Origin of the sequence: Gemmatimonas sp. (genome assembly GCF_046594945.1) — a bacterium.
Taxonomy (GTDB): Bacteria; Gemmatimonadota; Gemmatimonadetes; order Gemmatimonadales; family Gemmatimonadaceae; genus Gemmatimonas.
The window spans coordinates 43,858-58,026 of the sequence record NZ_JBKJRB010000026.1; the positions used below are offsets into that span (position 1 = coordinate 43,858).

General features: G+C 63.1%; 16 protein-coding genes and 1 riboswitch. Of the genes, 7 read left to right on the plus strand and 9 right to left on the minus strand.

From position 1 onward, the window contains the following. Positions 1-15 precede the first annotated feature (15 nt). Complete coding sequence (locus tag ACLL97_RS03490; protein WP_411279103.1) at positions 16-162, plus strand: DUF2256 domain-containing protein; 147 nt, start codon at positions 16-18, stop codon at positions 160-162. Between the two features lie 259 nt (positions 163-421). Here the strand turns inward: ACLL97_RS03490 and ACLL97_RS03495 are convergent, their stop codons facing one another. The 4 genes from ACLL97_RS03495 to ACLL97_RS03510 all read right to left on the minus strand — a co-directional run bounded on the left by ACLL97_RS03495 (position 422) and on the right by ACLL97_RS03510 (position 4,156). Continuing rightward, positions 422-1,972: a M20/M25/M40 family metallo-hydrolase gene (locus ACLL97_RS03495; RefSeq protein ID WP_411279087.1), complete on the minus strand. Its 1,551-nt coding sequence runs from the start codon at positions 1,970-1,972 to the stop codon at positions 422-424. Between the two features lie 105 nt (positions 1,973-2,077). Further along, a complete protein-coding gene (locus ACLL97_RS03500) occupies positions 2,078-2,632 on the minus strand; it encodes an anti-sigma factor domain-containing protein (protein WP_411279088.1) in 555 nt (184 codons plus the stop codon). A gap of 316 nt (positions 2,633-2,948) precedes the next feature. After that, complete coding sequence (locus ACLL97_RS03505; protein ID WP_411279089.1) at positions 2,949-3,554, minus strand: RNA polymerase sigma factor; 606 nt, start codon at positions 3,552-3,554, stop codon at positions 2,949-2,951. A 230-nt stretch (positions 3,555-3,784) separates the two neighbouring features. Beyond that, positions 3,785-4,156, minus strand: coding sequence for a DoxX family protein (locus ACLL97_RS03510; protein ID WP_411279090.1), 372 nt, complete (start codon positions 4,154-4,156; stop codon positions 3,785-3,787). 88 nt (positions 4,157-4,244) lie between these two features. Between ACLL97_RS03510 and ACLL97_RS03515 the strand changes: the two genes are divergently transcribed. Genes ACLL97_RS03515 through ACLL97_RS03525 form a run of 3 tightly spaced genes read left to right on the plus strand, consistent with a single transcriptional unit; the run spans position 4,245 to position 5,638 of the window. Further along, positions 4,245-4,580 carry a DoxX family protein gene (locus ACLL97_RS03515; protein ID WP_411279091.1) on the plus strand — a complete coding sequence of 112 codons (336 nt, stop codon included), beginning with the start codon at positions 4,245-4,247 and terminating at the stop codon, positions 4,578-4,580. After that, positions 4,577-4,711: a hypothetical protein gene (locus ACLL97_RS03520; protein ID WP_411279092.1), complete on the plus strand. Its 135-nt coding sequence runs from the start codon at positions 4,577-4,579 to the stop codon at positions 4,709-4,711. Before ACLL97_RS03515 ends, ACLL97_RS03520 begins: the two co-directional genes overlap by 4 nt. 45 nt (positions 4,712-4,756) lie before the next feature. Beyond that, entirely contained in the window at positions 4,757-5,638 is an 882-nt protein-coding gene (locus ACLL97_RS03525; protein ID WP_411279093.1) for a fasciclin domain-containing protein, read from the plus strand. 53 nt (positions 5,639-5,691) lie between these two features. On the opposite strand, the gene ACLL97_RS03530 is transcribed toward ACLL97_RS03525, so the two are convergent. Further along, positions 5,692-7,803, minus strand: a complete 2,112-nt coding sequence (locus ACLL97_RS03530; protein WP_411279094.1) for a TonB-dependent receptor — start codon at positions 7,801-7,803, stop codon at positions 5,692-5,694. Between the two features lie 36 nt (positions 7,804-7,839). Then, positions 7,840-7,943, minus strand: a riboswitch (TPP riboswitch). Between the two features lie 64 nt (positions 7,944-8,007). Between ACLL97_RS03530 and pnuC the strand changes: the two genes are divergently transcribed. Together pnuC and ACLL97_RS03540 are read left to right on the plus strand one after the other, a co-directional pair. Then, positions 8,008-8,613 (plus strand): nicotinamide riboside transporter PnuC, encoded by a 606-nt coding sequence (gene pnuC, locus ACLL97_RS03535; protein ID WP_411279095.1) that lies wholly within the window; start codon positions 8,008-8,010, stop codon positions 8,611-8,613. Between the two features lie 41 nt (positions 8,614-8,654). Then, positions 8,655-9,149, plus strand: a complete 495-nt coding sequence (locus ACLL97_RS03540; RefSeq protein ID WP_411279096.1) for an AAA family ATPase — start codon at positions 8,655-8,657, stop codon at positions 9,147-9,149. Here ACLL97_RS03540 and ACLL97_RS03545 read toward each other — a convergent pair. The 3 genes from ACLL97_RS03545 to ACLL97_RS03555 all read right to left on the minus strand — a co-directional run bounded on the left by ACLL97_RS03545 (position 9,130) and on the right by ACLL97_RS03555 (position 11,604). Then, entirely contained in the window at positions 9,130-10,116 is a 987-nt protein-coding gene (locus ACLL97_RS03545; RefSeq protein ID WP_411279097.1) for a hypothetical protein, read from the minus strand. The genes ACLL97_RS03540 and ACLL97_RS03545 overlap by 20 nt on opposite strands. Next, positions 10,113-11,099: a hypothetical protein gene (locus ACLL97_RS03550; protein WP_411279098.1), complete on the minus strand. Its 987-nt coding sequence runs from the start codon at positions 11,097-11,099 to the stop codon at positions 10,113-10,115. The genes ACLL97_RS03545 and ACLL97_RS03550 overlap by 4 nt, the downstream gene beginning before the upstream one ends. A 70-nt stretch (positions 11,100-11,169) precedes the next feature. After that, entirely contained in the window at positions 11,170-11,604 is a 435-nt protein-coding gene (locus ACLL97_RS03555; RefSeq protein WP_411279099.1) for an EamA family transporter, read from the minus strand. Between the two features lie 96 nt (positions 11,605-11,700). On the opposite strand from ACLL97_RS03555, the gene ACLL97_RS03560 reads away from it, so the two are divergent. Continuing rightward, entirely contained in the window at positions 11,701-13,743 is a 2,043-nt protein-coding gene (locus ACLL97_RS03560) for a methyltransferase domain-containing protein (protein WP_411279100.1), read from the plus strand. Here the strand turns inward: ACLL97_RS03560 and ACLL97_RS03565 are convergent. After that, positions 13,740-14,169, minus strand: a 430-nt coding sequence (locus ACLL97_RS03565; protein WP_411279101.1) for a c-type cytochrome, incomplete at its 5' end; no start/stop codon positions are given. The genes ACLL97_RS03560 and ACLL97_RS03565 overlap by 4 nt on opposite strands.

The window sequence follows — 14,169 nt, forward strand, 5'->3', positions numbered from 1 at the left end:
CCGCGCGACGGCGGCGTGCGCGGCCAGGGGGTGAATGGCCACCCCGACAAGCTCTGCGCCCGCTGCGGCCGGCCGTTCAGTTGGCGCAAGAAGTGGGAGCGCGACTGGGACAACGTGCGCTACTGCAGCGACCGGTGCCGGATGGGAAAAGGCGCGGGGTGAGCGGGAACGCGCGAATTGGCGGGACGCCCGATTCGCGAGCGGTCGCGCGCACGATGCTGCCGGCGACCGGCAGCGTGTACTCAAGTCCAAGTGATGCGGCTCGCTGCGCCAACGCTGAAGCCGCTCCCTCACGCTCCGCGGGATCACCACTTGGTACTTGGGAGCAATCGTGACCACGTCTACAGACACCCCGGTATGATGATCGATCGGCATCTCGTTGGATGAATTGCCGGTCGATAGGGTTGAGCGGGCAACCGTCCTACTTCAGCACCGGCGTCGCCCCGCCCGGCCACAGCGGTCCCAGCCCCGCCATCAGTTCGGCCATTACGCCGATACCGTCCCACAGGTTGCCGATGCGCAGGTTCTCGTTGGGCGCGTGCTGACTGTTGTCGGCGTTGACAGTGGGCACGGTGATCACCGTGGCACCGAGCTGCTCCACGAAGTGAAAAAGGGGCAACGACCCGCCCAGCATCGGCATCACGAACGGCTCGCGCCCATACGCTCGGCCCATGAGCGTTTTCACCGCGCGCACCGACGGCAACGACGACGCCACGCTCACGCTGGTGTAGCCACCGCCGCAGCCGAGGTACGCCAGATGGGCGCGATCCGTGCTGCGGGCAGCCGCGTTGGCGTCGGTCGCCACGGTATACCCAAGCGATACGAGATGACGAGTGACCAGCTCACAGATGCGTTTGGGTTGCTGGTCGGGCACCAGCCTGAAATCGATGGACACACTGGCACTCGTGGGCACCGCGTTGGCGGCACCACCGCCCACTTCACCCGCACGAATACCGCGGATGTTGAGCGCTGGGAGCATGATGCGCTCGCCGAGTGCGGCGTTGTTCGCCTCGGTGCGGGCCAAGCCCAATGATGCGCGCAGCGAATCGTCAGTGGCCGATAACGCCTTACCTAACGCGCGATCGCTCTCCGAAATGGGTGGCACGTCGTCGTAGAACCCGGCAATTTTTATTCGGCCATCCAGGTCGCGTACGCTCGCAATGAAGTGCGCCACCGCCACGCCGGGGTTGGGCGCCCAGTTGCCATAGTGTCCGCTGTGCATCGCGCGATTCGGACCGTAGAATGTGACGTCCACACCCATCACGCCGCGGACGCCGAGTACGAGCTGTGGCAAACCACTTACGTGGATCGGCCCATCAAAGAACAGCCAGGCGTCGGCGGCAAGTACCGATTTGTGGGCCTTCAGCAGATCGCCGAGGTGCGCCGAGCCTGCTTCCTCCTCACCTTCGAGGAAGAACTTCACGTTCACCGTTGGCGCCTTCTTCGCGGCTTTGAGCGCATCGAGCGCGGCGAGCATCGCGATGATCGGGCCCTTGTCGTCGCTGGCCGATCGCGCGCGAATGCGCACCGCAGGGTCGATCGTATCCCCCTTGGCCGGCAACGCCACGGCGTCGGTCGCCACGCTGTTCTGGTAGCGACGGAGTTCCGGGGTAAACGGATCGCCGTTCCATCCACCCCCGGCCACCGGCTGTCCGTCGTAGTGCGCGTACATCACGATCGTACGCGTGGCCCCAGGCGTCTTGATCTCGCCAAACAACGCGGGACTGCCGCCGGTCGGCGCCACCAGCGGCCGCATCACCACACCGCGCTTGGCAAATGCCGCTGTAAGGAAGGCGATGTTTCGCCGGATATTCGCGCTGTCGGCCGCCACGTTGGGAATGGCCATCAGCGCAAATGCTTCGTCGAGAATCTCCCGCTCGTGGGCACGACGCCAGGCGTCGACGGCGGGGCGAAGCGACTGGGCCGACAGCGGCGCAGTGGTGCCAGCGGTGAAGGCGACCACGGAGAGCACGGAAGCGACGACCGCACGACGGAGAGGACGCAGTAGGAAGACCATCCCGAAAGCTGGGATCGGAATGGCCTGCGCGCTACGACATCAGCGACATCGCTTCGGCAACTACAATGCGGCCAGCAGCGCCACTCGTTCGCGCGTGCTGACCACCACACCGCCCGGCGCTTCGACCGTCACGGCGAACATGACCGCATCACCCACCGGCACACGGGCGTTTATCGGCACGAACACCTCGGTGACACCGGCGGGCACATTGAACACACCGCCATCGACCGGATACCGTTGATCCCGCGACTTGTCGAAAATCCACAACTGATACTGCCATCGACGGGCGTCGTTGGTCTTGAGACCGATCAAACGCATGACGCCGCGTTGCGCGCGAGTGCTCCAGACCACGTCGCCACCAGCGCCGAGCGCGGTGGAATCGGTGGACGGGGCCCAGGCGATGCGCGTGACCGCGAGGTCAGCCGCCATGAGCGAGTCGCGCACCCACGAAGTAGCAGCCGATGCGACCGCCGAGGCAGCCGCTATCGATGCCGTCCGCTCGGGCAGGCCACCGGGGGAGGTTGTCGCGCCGCTCGGGCCGCCAAGCCAGACGGCTAGCAGCGCCGCCGCCGCAAGCCAACCGCTCCAGGCCAGAAACGCACGGCGCGGGCGCACGGCCGCGCGACACCAGGGGCGCCGAGCGATGCGACAGGCGCTGCGACAGGCGCTGCGACAGGCGGTGCGACAGGCGGTGCGACAGGCGCTGCGACAGGCGCTGCGACAGGCGGCGACGGTACGACAACCGCGTCATACGAGACGACATTCGCCTTGAGCGGCCCAATCACCTCGCCCGCCGCAATCGCCCGCGCCGCAATCGCCGTCGGCAGGGCATCCTGTACCGTCATCGATTCCGCGGCGAGCGCGGCAGTAAGCTCGCCGATCAGTAATTCCTGTTTCGGCACGTCGTCCGGCACCAGATCCTCCTTTATAGTCATGAGCCTTGCTCCTCAGGCGCCACGTCCGACGCCTTCTGCGACGCGTCGCCTGGCTGCAAAAGCGCCCGCGCACGCTGCACGCCGCGGCGGATATGAGATTTCACGGTGCCCAATGGCGTGTTCGTGGCCTTCGCAATTTCATCGTGCGTGCGCCCGTGCAGCAGCGCGAGCTCGAGCACGGTGCGTTGCGCCTCAGGGAGCGCCTGTAGCGCGGCGCGGGCGCGCTCCACGCGGTCGTCGCGCGCCTCGTCAGTCTGCGTGTCGTCGGCCAGATCGAAATCATCCGGAAGCGGCTCGAGTTCCACCGCCCGTTGACGGCGGCGAAGGCGGTCGATGAGCCGTCGTCGCGTCACCATGGCGACCCAGCCGGCTTCGGTAGCGCGGGTGATTTCGCAGCGGGCGGCGCTGCGCCACAGATCGACGAACACCTCCTGCACGGCGTCTTCGGCGTCGCGCGCATCGGGCGACCAGCGCCGTACCAGCGACCAGATCAGCGCTCCGTAGCGCTCGACACATTCGCGCACGGCGAGCTCATCGCCGACCGCGATCCGCGGCAGCAACGGCGCCGGACTCGACATGACGGGCGTGATGGACCGCGTCACGAGTGACAGAGGCACGCGCTCCGGCAGCGATGATTCGGCGTTGTCCATGCCTGGGAGAACTTGACTGACTCGGTGGTGTGTTCCGAAATGCACGAGTGCTCCGACGAGGTTCGTTGGAGCATTCGCCTGGCGAATCACATTGGATGCACGCAGAGGGCCGAAGGTTGGAACGGGCTGCAGGTCGCGACGGCAATTGAAACCGCGGCGGTGATCAGGTGGCTCGCCCCGGCCTAACCTCGGGCAACGAGCACGAGGCACAGCACGAGCATGATGACGGCGGGCACGGATTTCATGACTGGGTCTTTGATCCTGATATGCATCATGATCGCTCCCACCATCAGCACGACAACCGCCCCCGCCGCCGCGCGCACGGGCAGCGGCCACCACAGCCCAGCCAGCATTACCACACCGGCAATGACCTTGACGGCACCAACCAAGTAGAAAGCCGCATCCGGCAAGCGATACGCCGCAAACTCCTCACGCAGCGTTTGCGCGCCACCGCCGCGGTAGGCGGTGCCTCGAGCCGACCGCACCACCCACACGTTCAGCAGCCCAATGCCCACGATCAGTTGAAGCACGGCGTTCAGCGTCAGTGGTGGCATGGGCGATTTCCTTGGTGGAGTGAAGAGGCGGTACAGGCGGTCGTGCGATGACCACGAGCGCTCCATGAGGCTGGCCTACAACATATCGATGGTTCTATCGATCACATTGTTCCTGGCATACGGAAGTGCCTGCCTGTTCGCCAACGGCATGGTGGCGGAGTTCGAACGGTTCGGGCTCAGTCGATTTCGCCGCCTGACCGGCAGCCTGGAGGTGCTGGGCGCCCTTGGCTTGCTCGTTGGGTACACGCTTCCCGGCATTCAGCTTTTCAGTGCGATAGGTCTTGCGATGCTCATGCTGCTGGGCGTCATGGCGCGGCTGCGCGTGCGCGATTCATTGCGTGAGACAGCGCCTGCGACGGTCTTGCTGCTCGTGAATGCCTACATCGCGTGGTATGTCTGGCAGACCCGACTGTCCGTAGCGTGAACGTCGTCCGTGATGCCGAGCGCGTGAGCGTGCGCGTAAGCGCGCCATACGCCGTGACGTACGCGCATTCGGTCGCCCTGAGTGCGCTCGGCTACCGCCTGCATCCAACGCCCCGACGTCGTGCGAACTGAATGGCATCACCGCGCCGTTCCCCTCACGATATCAAGAGCCGTTCCATGCGTGCTTTGCGTTCCGCGTTCATGAACACCACCGGTCTCAATCGGGCACACGCCGCCGCCCTATTCGCCGCCGCCCTGAGCGTGACGCCAATCGCGTCGCCGTTCATTGCGACGGCCGCTGCCCAGCATCCATCCCGCAGCTCGCCCACGATCCCACAAGTTGCCAAAACCGCCGGTCAGTTCACGACGCTTCTTGCCGCCGTCGATGCCGCTGGCCTTACGCCAACACTGCTGGGCCGCGAACCCTTCACCTTGTTCGCTCCCACGGATGACGCGTTCAAACGACTCCCGAACGGTACGGTCGCCGAGTTGCTGAAGCCGAAGAATCGAGAGAAGCTGCGCACGATTCTTACGTATCACGTCATCGCCGGTCGAGTCACGGCCGCCCAAGCGCGCGGCGTGCGCTCCGCGGAAACGGTAGCCGACCTTGATGTGCGGATCACCGACGTGAACGGCGAGCTCCGCATCAACGACGCCACGGTGCGCATCGCCGATATCCCGGCCAGCAACGGGATCATCCACGTGGTCGACCGCGTGCTGCTGCCACCCGATGTCCGCTCGGGTGAATCGACACGTGAGAGCGCGACCGGCAACGCCAGCGGCAACGCCAGCGGCAACGCCGGCGGCAACGCCACATCGCTGATCGACTTTGCCATCGATCGCGGCGCACCGTTGTACAACGACGGCCAGCCCGCTTCAACGGTCGCGATTTACGAAGTCGCCGCGAATGCGCTCCTCGCATTCAATGAGCGCGACGTGTCCGACGATGCGAAGCGCGGCCTACGTACGGCGCTGCGCGACACCCGCGGCACCCCTCGTGACCGCGCCGTGTCGCTGCGGAGGGCGCTGGACTCGGCCCGTCAGATGATCACGAGATAGCGCCCGCCTTCGCTTCCAAGAACGGCAACAACCACCTGCATTCCTGTCCTCGATCAAAAATCCGCGCTGATCGTCGCGAACACCGCGCGCGCCGGGAGCACGAAGTAGCGAACGCGCCCGGACCCCGATACGGCACCGCTCGCGAACTTCTGCGTATCGCCAAGATTCGCACCGCGCACGGTGAGCGCGTAGCGTCCGAGCGTGGCGCGGGCCGAGGCGTCGAGCGTGTAGTAGTCGGGCAGTACACGGTCCGCGCTGCTCGTGTTGTCGAGAAACGCCTTCGACTGATAGCGGCCTTCGAGGCTCACCATGAAGCGATTCGTCGGCGACACTTCAATACGATGTGACGAGATGAAGGTCGGCGTGAGCAGTGGCGTCACGTTACGTCGCACCACCGGTGTGCCACGTGAGGAATCCGTGAACTGCGCAATGCGGTTCTGACTCCAGGTCGCGTTGCCGGCCAGCACCACCCGCGAGATGCCGCGATACGCGGCGTCGACCTCGATGCCGCGGCGGTAGCTGTTGCCTACGTTCCGGCGCAGGATCGATCCCGACGCCGTCGGCGCACCGATGCGCGCAATGTCGTTGCGGAAATCCATGCTGTACAGATTGGCCGACACGTCCATCGCGGCGCGCGACAGCGTGATGCCCAGCTCGGCGTCACGCACCGACTCGGGCTTCACACGCGTGAAGTCACCGTAGTCGGCCACGTTGCCGCTGTTCAAGTCATCATCGCCGGCGAACAGATCGTTGCGGGCCGGCTCACGGCTCGTGACACCATACGACGCATAGGTCGACAGACCGGCAGCGAGTTGGTACGTGACACCGGCCTTCGGATTGAAGAACATCCAGTCGATGCTCCGCTCGTCGATGCCGGCGTTGGCGTCGGGCGCGTAGCGGAACTTGGCGTAACGTCCTTGCAGGTCGGCGAACCAGCGGGCCCGGCCCGCGTCGAGCGACAGCTTGGCGAAGGCGCTCGCGTCCTGCTTGTGGCCCGTGTTGTCGTACAACGACGTCCCTTCGTCTGGGCGCAGCCAGGCGCGATGCGCGCGCTCGTACGTGTTGGCGTTGATGCCGGCATTGAGCGTGAGATTGCCGGCCTCATGATTCATCGCGCTGGTGACACCGTACCACTGATGCGCGAGCCCGAAGATGTATTGATCGCTGCCATCGAAGTAGTCGTACTTGCCACTCGCGGAATTGCGATACACCGTCGTATTCAGTGACGTCGCACCATTCACGATGCGGGTGTACGACAGCGCCACCATCTGCTGCCCGAACTTGTCGCGCTCATTCATACCGAGCGGATTGTAACGACGATTCTTCGCCAGCTCCGCGACCGTCGCGCCGGTGTACGCAAGCGTGTCCGCCATCAGCCCAACCAGCGTCGTCAGCTTGACGATGTCTTTTGCACCGAACCATCCGGCGCCCAGAAATCCCGATCGTCCTTCGACACCACTGTGATCGCGATACCCGCTCGTCTGCAGTGCACTCATGCGACCGTACACGGCAAATTTTCCGTTCACGAGTCCGGAGCGAAATGCAGCACTCAGACGACGCGAGTTGAACGTGCCGAGTTGCAGCTGCACATCACCGCCGGCCTCGCGCAGCGCAATGGGTGTCGTTTCAAAATTGACGGAGCCCGCATACGATGCGGTGCCCGCTGTACTGGTGCCCACGCCGCGCTGCACCTGCACCGACTGCACACTCGACATCAGATCAGGCAGATCGGAGAAATACAGCACCTGATCTTCCATGTCATTCAACGGTACGCCGTCGAGCGTGATGTTGATGCGCGTCTGATCCATCCCGCGCAGACGCAGGTAGCTGTACCCTGACGTGGTTCCAGTCTCGGTGTGCGCCGTGATCGACGGTGACGCACCCTGCAGCAGCAACGGTACATCCTGGCCGAAGTTGCGCTGTGTGATCACGGCTCGATCGATCGTCTTCTGCGCGATCGGCGCCACATCGGATGCACGAATGGCGCGCACCAGCACGCGCTCGATACGATGGGCCTCGACACGATGGCCGCTGTCGGCAGCTGTGCGCGCGCTGTCCTTCGATTGTGCGCCCACCGGCGTCGCAACTGCCGACAGCGCAGAAGTGGCCGCGAGGATCGCGATCGATGTCGCGATAGAGCAAAGAGCGGATGAATGCGTTGACACGCACCTCCGCGGACGCGCCGTGCGCGCCCGGGTCAGGCTGAACTTCATAGGACTCCCTACGCCGGTACGAGCCGGATCAGGTTCTACGGGACTCTCTCAGCCGACGCTCACTGGCGGCGCCGGCACCCCGGTCATGTGCATCAAGCATAACCACGCGGCGCGATCGTGTGTAGCGGTTGTATTGCGGTTGTATACTTTCCGCGGATGAACGCACTGACCGATTGGCTTACCGCGCACGGAAGCTCCGGCACCGAATTGCTGGGCTTCATCACGGGTGTGCTCAACGTGTATCTCGTCACACGCGAAAACATCTGGAGCTGGCCACTCGGCGTGCTCAACGCACTGCTGTACATCGTTGTGTTCGCGCGTTCAGGACTTTACTCAGACACCGGATTGCAGGTCGTGTACTTCGTCCTGTCGTTTTACGGTTGGTGGCACTGGCTGCGCGGCGGGCCGAAGCATGCGTCTGTCGTCGTTACGCGCACGAGTGCAAAACTGGCGCTGACACTCGCCACATTGGGGTTTGTCTGCTGGATGCTCGTGTTCACCATCACGTCGCGTATTCCAGGATCGAAACTACCGTTGCTCGACGCCGCGCTCGCCGTGAGCAGCCTCATCGCACAATGGATGATGACGCGCAAACTGCTCGAGAACTGGGCGATCTGGATTGTGCTCGATGTCGTCTACGTCGGCGTGTTTCTGGTGCGTGATCTGCGACTCACGGCGCTGCTCTACGCCGTCTTCCTCATTCTTGCCGTCATCGGTCATATCGAATGGAAGCGATCGTACGCCCGAACCTCGCTCGCGTAGTTCTCACGGGCTCCGAGTCCGTCGGCAAAACGACACTCGCAGTGCAGCTCGCATCGCACTTCGGCGTGCTGTGCGTGCCCGAGTTCGTGCGCGAGTATGCGGCGACGCTCGATCGTCCCCTCGATTTTCGCGATCACGGGCCGATTGCAGTTGGTCAGACCGCGCGCGAAGACGAGATCATTGCGCGCGCGTCCAGGCTGCTGATTCAGGACACCGATCTGCTCAGCACGGTCGTGTACTGCCACCACTATTTCGGCCGGTGCCCTGCCTTCATCGAAGAGGCCGCGATCCTGCGTCGTCCAGCGCTGTATCTGCTGCTCGACATCGACGTACCGTGGGTTGCCGACGACGTACGCGATCGGGGTGACCGACGCGAAGAGGTCCAACAACTGTTCGAATCGACATTGCACCGCTTCGGAGCCACCTTCACACGCATTCACGGCGATTGGTCAACACGATTCACACGCGCGACAGAAGCAATTGATCAACTGCTGCTGACGCGCGTGCCCGACGGCCTCAAAACAGGTACGGAATGAATTGCACCTGTCGTGTCACGAGCACTGAACCTTTGCGCCCGGAGATGTAACCGACTTTCACCTCACCCCACCCGACGAACACACCGGTCCGCGTGCGCCCATCCCACGGCCACGACAGGGCACCGTTCTTGTCGCCTGCTACGAGTGCGCCAAGCGACCAGTACGCAGGCTTGAGAATGCCTTCCCTGCCCGTCTTGCCCCAGTTGTCGCCAAAGAGATAACCGCGTACGCCAAACTCCGACGCCGACACGGCCACCGCCTTCTTGTCGACACCGCTGGCATAACTCGGCACGTAGTTCGCAATCAACTCGAGTGGCGACGGTCCGCGCGTTGGTGACGCGGCAAAGCCCGGGAGCCAGCGCTGCGCGCTGTAGTTGAGCAGCACTTCCACGCCGTTCAACTGTGGTGCCTGCAGCCCGAGTTTGCGTTCATAGTTGGCCAGGCGGTGCAGCGCATTGTCACGCGATTCTTCCGTGAGCACGATCTGCGCGGCATCGGCAACATCAGCAAACGCTTTCGCGGTGGAATCGCCCGACGTTGCCCGTATGACCGCGAGTACGTCGGGCCGACGGAGACGACCACGGATGTCGCGTATCGCGCCGCCGAGTGGCGCGGCCGACGCATCGCGGTACGCAGCCTGACGCAGGCGTGCGACAGCAGAAAAAGAAGCCGGCTTGTCGGCCGCGAGTGCACGAAGCGACAACGCCGCGACCGTGGGATTGCAGATCGTTTTCGTTCGGGACTCCACCACTTCCAACGCAATCGGCGAGAGCGCGCGCCGCACTGAATCCTGCGTGAGTATGCCGGTCACCAGTCCACAATACTCACCGACGGTGTGCGACCCCGCGCGGGCAGACACCGACGACTCGGCCGGCGCCTGTGCGGTTGCAATCGACGTCGCGCACGCCAGTGCGACGCTGGCCGCTGCGACATAACGCGCGCGTTGTGACCACGTTTGCGCGTTCATGTGACGAGTCCTTTCGTGAGCAAGTCTGTCAACAACTCCGACTGGCCGGATACGTAGTCGCTCCACGAATGCGGGTCCTTCACCAGCGAGGCGACCGCGCCGACCTTGGTAGCCCCCTCCAGCAATGCTGCCTTGAGACTGGTCACCGGATCTCCCGCCACAAGCGACTGATTCACCAGCAGCGTTCGTTGCCCCTTGATGTTCATGAATGCCCAATCGTTGAGCTTCCCGAGCAAGTGGCCGCCGACCGGATCCTGCGTGCCCGTTACCGAAACAAACTGCCGCGCGGCAAGAATCCGTTCTCCATCCATGATCTCCGCCGGAAGCGAAAGCCCATCAGAATTGAGGATTGCAAGCTCCGACGGACTTGGAATAAGCTTTTTGATGCCCGACGCTATCGTGCGCATCAGCTGCACTGGCGACGCCATCAGAACCACGCTTTCCAACTGTGTCAGATCGGTTCCCGGCTGCAAGTTGAACTGCGGATCGGTGCACGCCGTGTGCAGCGCCTCGAACGTGTGATAGCAGCCGAGACTGTGCGCGATGATACTCACCTTGGCCGTTGCAGGATCTTCGCCGCGCGCTGCCATCGAGTTGATGCAGTCAACCATGATTTGATCGAGCTGCGCCAGATACGCGTCATGGATGGCCAATCGCGTTTCACGATGCAACACTGGCCAGAGCAGGTCGCCGCAGTATTCGGCCAACGTCGCCGACAATTCTGCGTTGTCGTAGTGGTCGGCGATCGCCTTGCCGAGTGCATCGATTGCCGAGCCGAGTTGCAGCTTTCGCGCCGCCCAATCGTTGATGAAATCGTAGTTCAGCGTGTAGATCGCAATCTTCGTGGCGTCCGCACCGATCGCCGCTTTCAGTTCTGTCAGCGGAAATGCCGCTTCGCCGTTTCCACTGGCGTTGCCGATGCCGTGCACGAGCAATACCGCGCGATCGGTCGGCCATTTCTTGACCTGCGGAACGAATGCCATTCAAAACGCTCCAGAACGGGGTTTCCGATTGTATCGCCATTTGCCCAACTTCGCAGCGACGAATCGCACCTTATCGCTTGAAGCTCAGCACAAGCACGCCGACTGCCACCAGTGCAATGCCCAACCACTCACGGCCGCCTGGCCGTTCACCCAGAAAGACGACGGCAAAGACGGCAACGAGTACGACGCTCAACTTGTCGACCGGCGCAACCTTGGATGCCTCGCCGATCTTGAGTGCGCGGAAGTAGCAGACCCATGACGCGCCGGTGGCAAGTGCTGAGAGGACGAGAAAGGTCGTGGACTTGACGGGAAGTGTCATCGGATCGCGCCATTTCCCGGCCAGCGCGACGAATGCACCGAGCACGACCACGATGACGATGGTGCGAAGCAGCGTCGCGTAATCGGAATCGACTCCTTCGAGTCCGAGTTTTGCGAAAATGGCGGTGAGCGCAGCGAAGCACGCCGAGCCCAGCGCCCATGGAAGCCACGTCTGAGGAGAGATCATGTCGGTATCTAGCCCGTCGTTCGACCGACGGCGAGCTTGCCGGCAACGCACGGGCCGCACGATGTCGCTTCGTCCACGATCCCCGAGGTATGCCCTGTGAGTACAACTGCCTCGCTGTTGCAGGCGGCGCTCATGAACCACCAAGCCGGCCGACTCGACGCTGCCGAACTCGGGTACGTGCAGCTGTTGCAAATCGATCCCGACCACTCCGATGCCTTGTACCTGCTTGGCCTGGTCGCCCATCAATCGCGTCGGCACGCGGACGCCGTGGCACTCGTGCAGCGTGCGATCGAGTTGCAGCCACACGCGTGGACTTTTCACAACACCCTCGGCGACGCCTACCGACTGCTCGGTCGTCCGGACGAAGCGGAACGTGCGTTGCGTCGTGCGCATGAGCTTGCGCCGAACGCACGGGATGTGACAATCAATCTCGCGCTCGTACTGCATGCGCAGGGACAGCTTATGGATGCGTTGCCAGTCGCCATGAACGCGTTGGCATCGTTCGCATCGCAAGAACCGTGGCCCCCAACGCTCCGGACGATTGCCGTCGATGCTATTCGACGGGGCGCACGTGTGGATGCCACCCCTGACGCGCACGCCGTGCTACTGCGGATGTGCAACGACACGGAAGTCGCGACTTCTGCGATCTCGGACGCGGTGCTCAGTCTCATTCGTCAGTCGCCGGCATTCGCCGAGTTCGAGCGATCAGAGCTCGAGAATGCGCGTTCGCGTGGCGAAGTCGCTGGCACGAGCACCTTCACGGATGCGATCGCGGCGCTTGTAGTGAATCCGCTGTTGTTGGCGATTCTGCCGCGCATCGCCATCGCCGATGAACAGTTCGAGCGCGTGCTTATCACCCTCCGCCGCGCTCTGCTGCAGGCCGCCGTGCGCCACGGTTCCGTCGCCGTATCGAGGAGCACTGGCGCCGTGCCGTTTGCAGCAGCTCTCGCACAACAGTGCTTCAACACCGAGTACGCGTGGACGGTGAGCGATGAAGAACGGGAAGCGCTGTCGCAGGTAACGCGACCGTTCGCTCCAGAGTCCGAGCTGAACGACGCGACCGGTGCCGCGCGTGAACTCTCGCTTTCAATCATGGCGAGCTACGCACCGCTTGCCGATTGTGCCGACGCAAATCAGATCGTCGCGCAGTCGATCGGTACCTGGAGCGTCTCATTCCGGCCTGTTGTGACGCAACAGCTCGTTGAGCCCGCTATCGAAGCGGAACTCGCAGCAGCCTTGCCGTCGCTCACACTAGTCTCCGATTCGGTATCGCAGGTGGTGCGCGATATGTACGAACACAATCCGTATCCTCGTTGGATTGATCTCGAACGACCGGGCGTAGTCGACGCCGAACAATTCATCGAGACGCTGACCGGTCGTGCGCTTCAACGCACTTCCACTCGTCGATCAATTCTTGTTGCGGGCTGCGGTACCGGTCGGCAGCCTATTCAAGTCGCACTCCAATTCGCCGACAGCGACGTTCTTGCCATTGACCTGAGTCGGGCAAGCCTCGGCTACGCCGCACGTGAGGCGTTCGAATATCAAGTCCTCAACCTCACGTTCGCGCACGCCGACCTACTCGAACTCGATCTTCCTCAGCGCGCGTTCACCATCATCTCATGCTCGGGCGTGCTGCATCACCTCGCTGATCCGCTCGTCGGATGGAGACGGTTGTTGCGACTGCTTGCACCGGGTGGTGTGATGAAGATCGGACTGTACTCGACGATCGCTCGACGCAGCATCGAAGCCGCACGTGTATTTGTCGTCGAGAACGGGTTCGCATCGGCTGCCGATGACATCCGCCGTTGTCGGCAGGCGATTCTCGCGTTGCCGGTCGATCATCCAGTGCGACAGGTGACGCGATTTCCGGATTTCTTTTCGATCAGCGGCTGTCGCGATCTTATCATGCACGTACAGGAGCGTACGTACACGACGCTCGAGCTGGCTGCGGCGCTCGATGAACTCGGACTTCGTTTTCTTGGTTTTCAGACGGATGGCACAACGCAGGCGAGATTCGCGACGATGTTTCCGTCGCGCGACGCTGCTACGGACCTTGCAAGCTGGCACACGTTTGAGAATGCACACCCGGACACGTTCGGCGGTATGTATCAACTCTGGTGCGATCGCCGTCTGCGTTAGCGGTTGCCGAACGGTTTCGGCGGCAGCGTCTTGAGAAACTTGTAGACGGATTCGATCTCGTCGTCGCTCATCTGACGTGTCGCCTTGACCGGCATCATCGAGTCAACCGCGCTGCCGTCGGGACGCTTTCCTTCCCGCATTATCGTCCTGAAGTTTTCGAGTGAATAGTGCCCGATCCCGGTGGGGGTGATATTTGCGGCCGGCTTCCAATCGGGCGGTCCCCCTGGAATCGGGCCGCCGGAATACGTCGCACCGTGACAACCGGCACAGCCGTTCTGCGCGATGTATGTCCCCGCTTCGACGGTGTTACCCATTGGTGCGACCTTGAGATGCGGCGCGTCGTGCGCGATCACCGCGGCCGGGACCGGGTCGACTTTACCAGCCATCCACATGGCGCGAATCACCGGGCCGATCGTGGACGGCTGA

Excerpts from the sequence above, each read along its gene's own strand:
- ACLL97_RS03555 (WP_411279099.1), bottom strand. The coding sequence starts at position 11,604 with ATGATCTCTCCTCAGACGTGGCTTCCATGGGCGCTGGGCTCGGCGTGC.
- ACLL97_RS03510 (WP_411279090.1), bottom strand. The coding sequence starts at position 4,156 with ATGCCACCACTGACGCTGAACGCCGTGCTTCAACTGATCGTGGGCATT.
- ACLL97_RS03545 (WP_411279097.1), bottom strand. The coding sequence starts at position 10,116 with ATGAACGCGCAAACGTGGTCACAACGCGCGCGTTATGTCGCAGCGGCC.
- ACLL97_RS03515 (WP_411279091.1), top strand. The coding sequence starts at position 4,245 with ATGGTTCTATCGATCACATTGTTCCTGGCATACGGAAGTGCCTGCCTG.
- ACLL97_RS03525 (WP_411279093.1), top strand. The coding sequence starts at position 4,757 with ATGCGTGCTTTGCGTTCCGCGTTCATGAACACCACCGGTCTCAATCGG.
- ACLL97_RS03550 (WP_411279098.1), bottom strand. The coding sequence starts at position 11,099 with ATGGCATTCGTTCCGCAGGTCAAGAAATGGCCGACCGATCGCGCGGTA.
- pnuC (WP_411279095.1), top strand. The coding sequence starts at position 8,008 with ATGAACGCACTGACCGATTGGCTTACCGCGCACGGAAGCTCCGGCACC.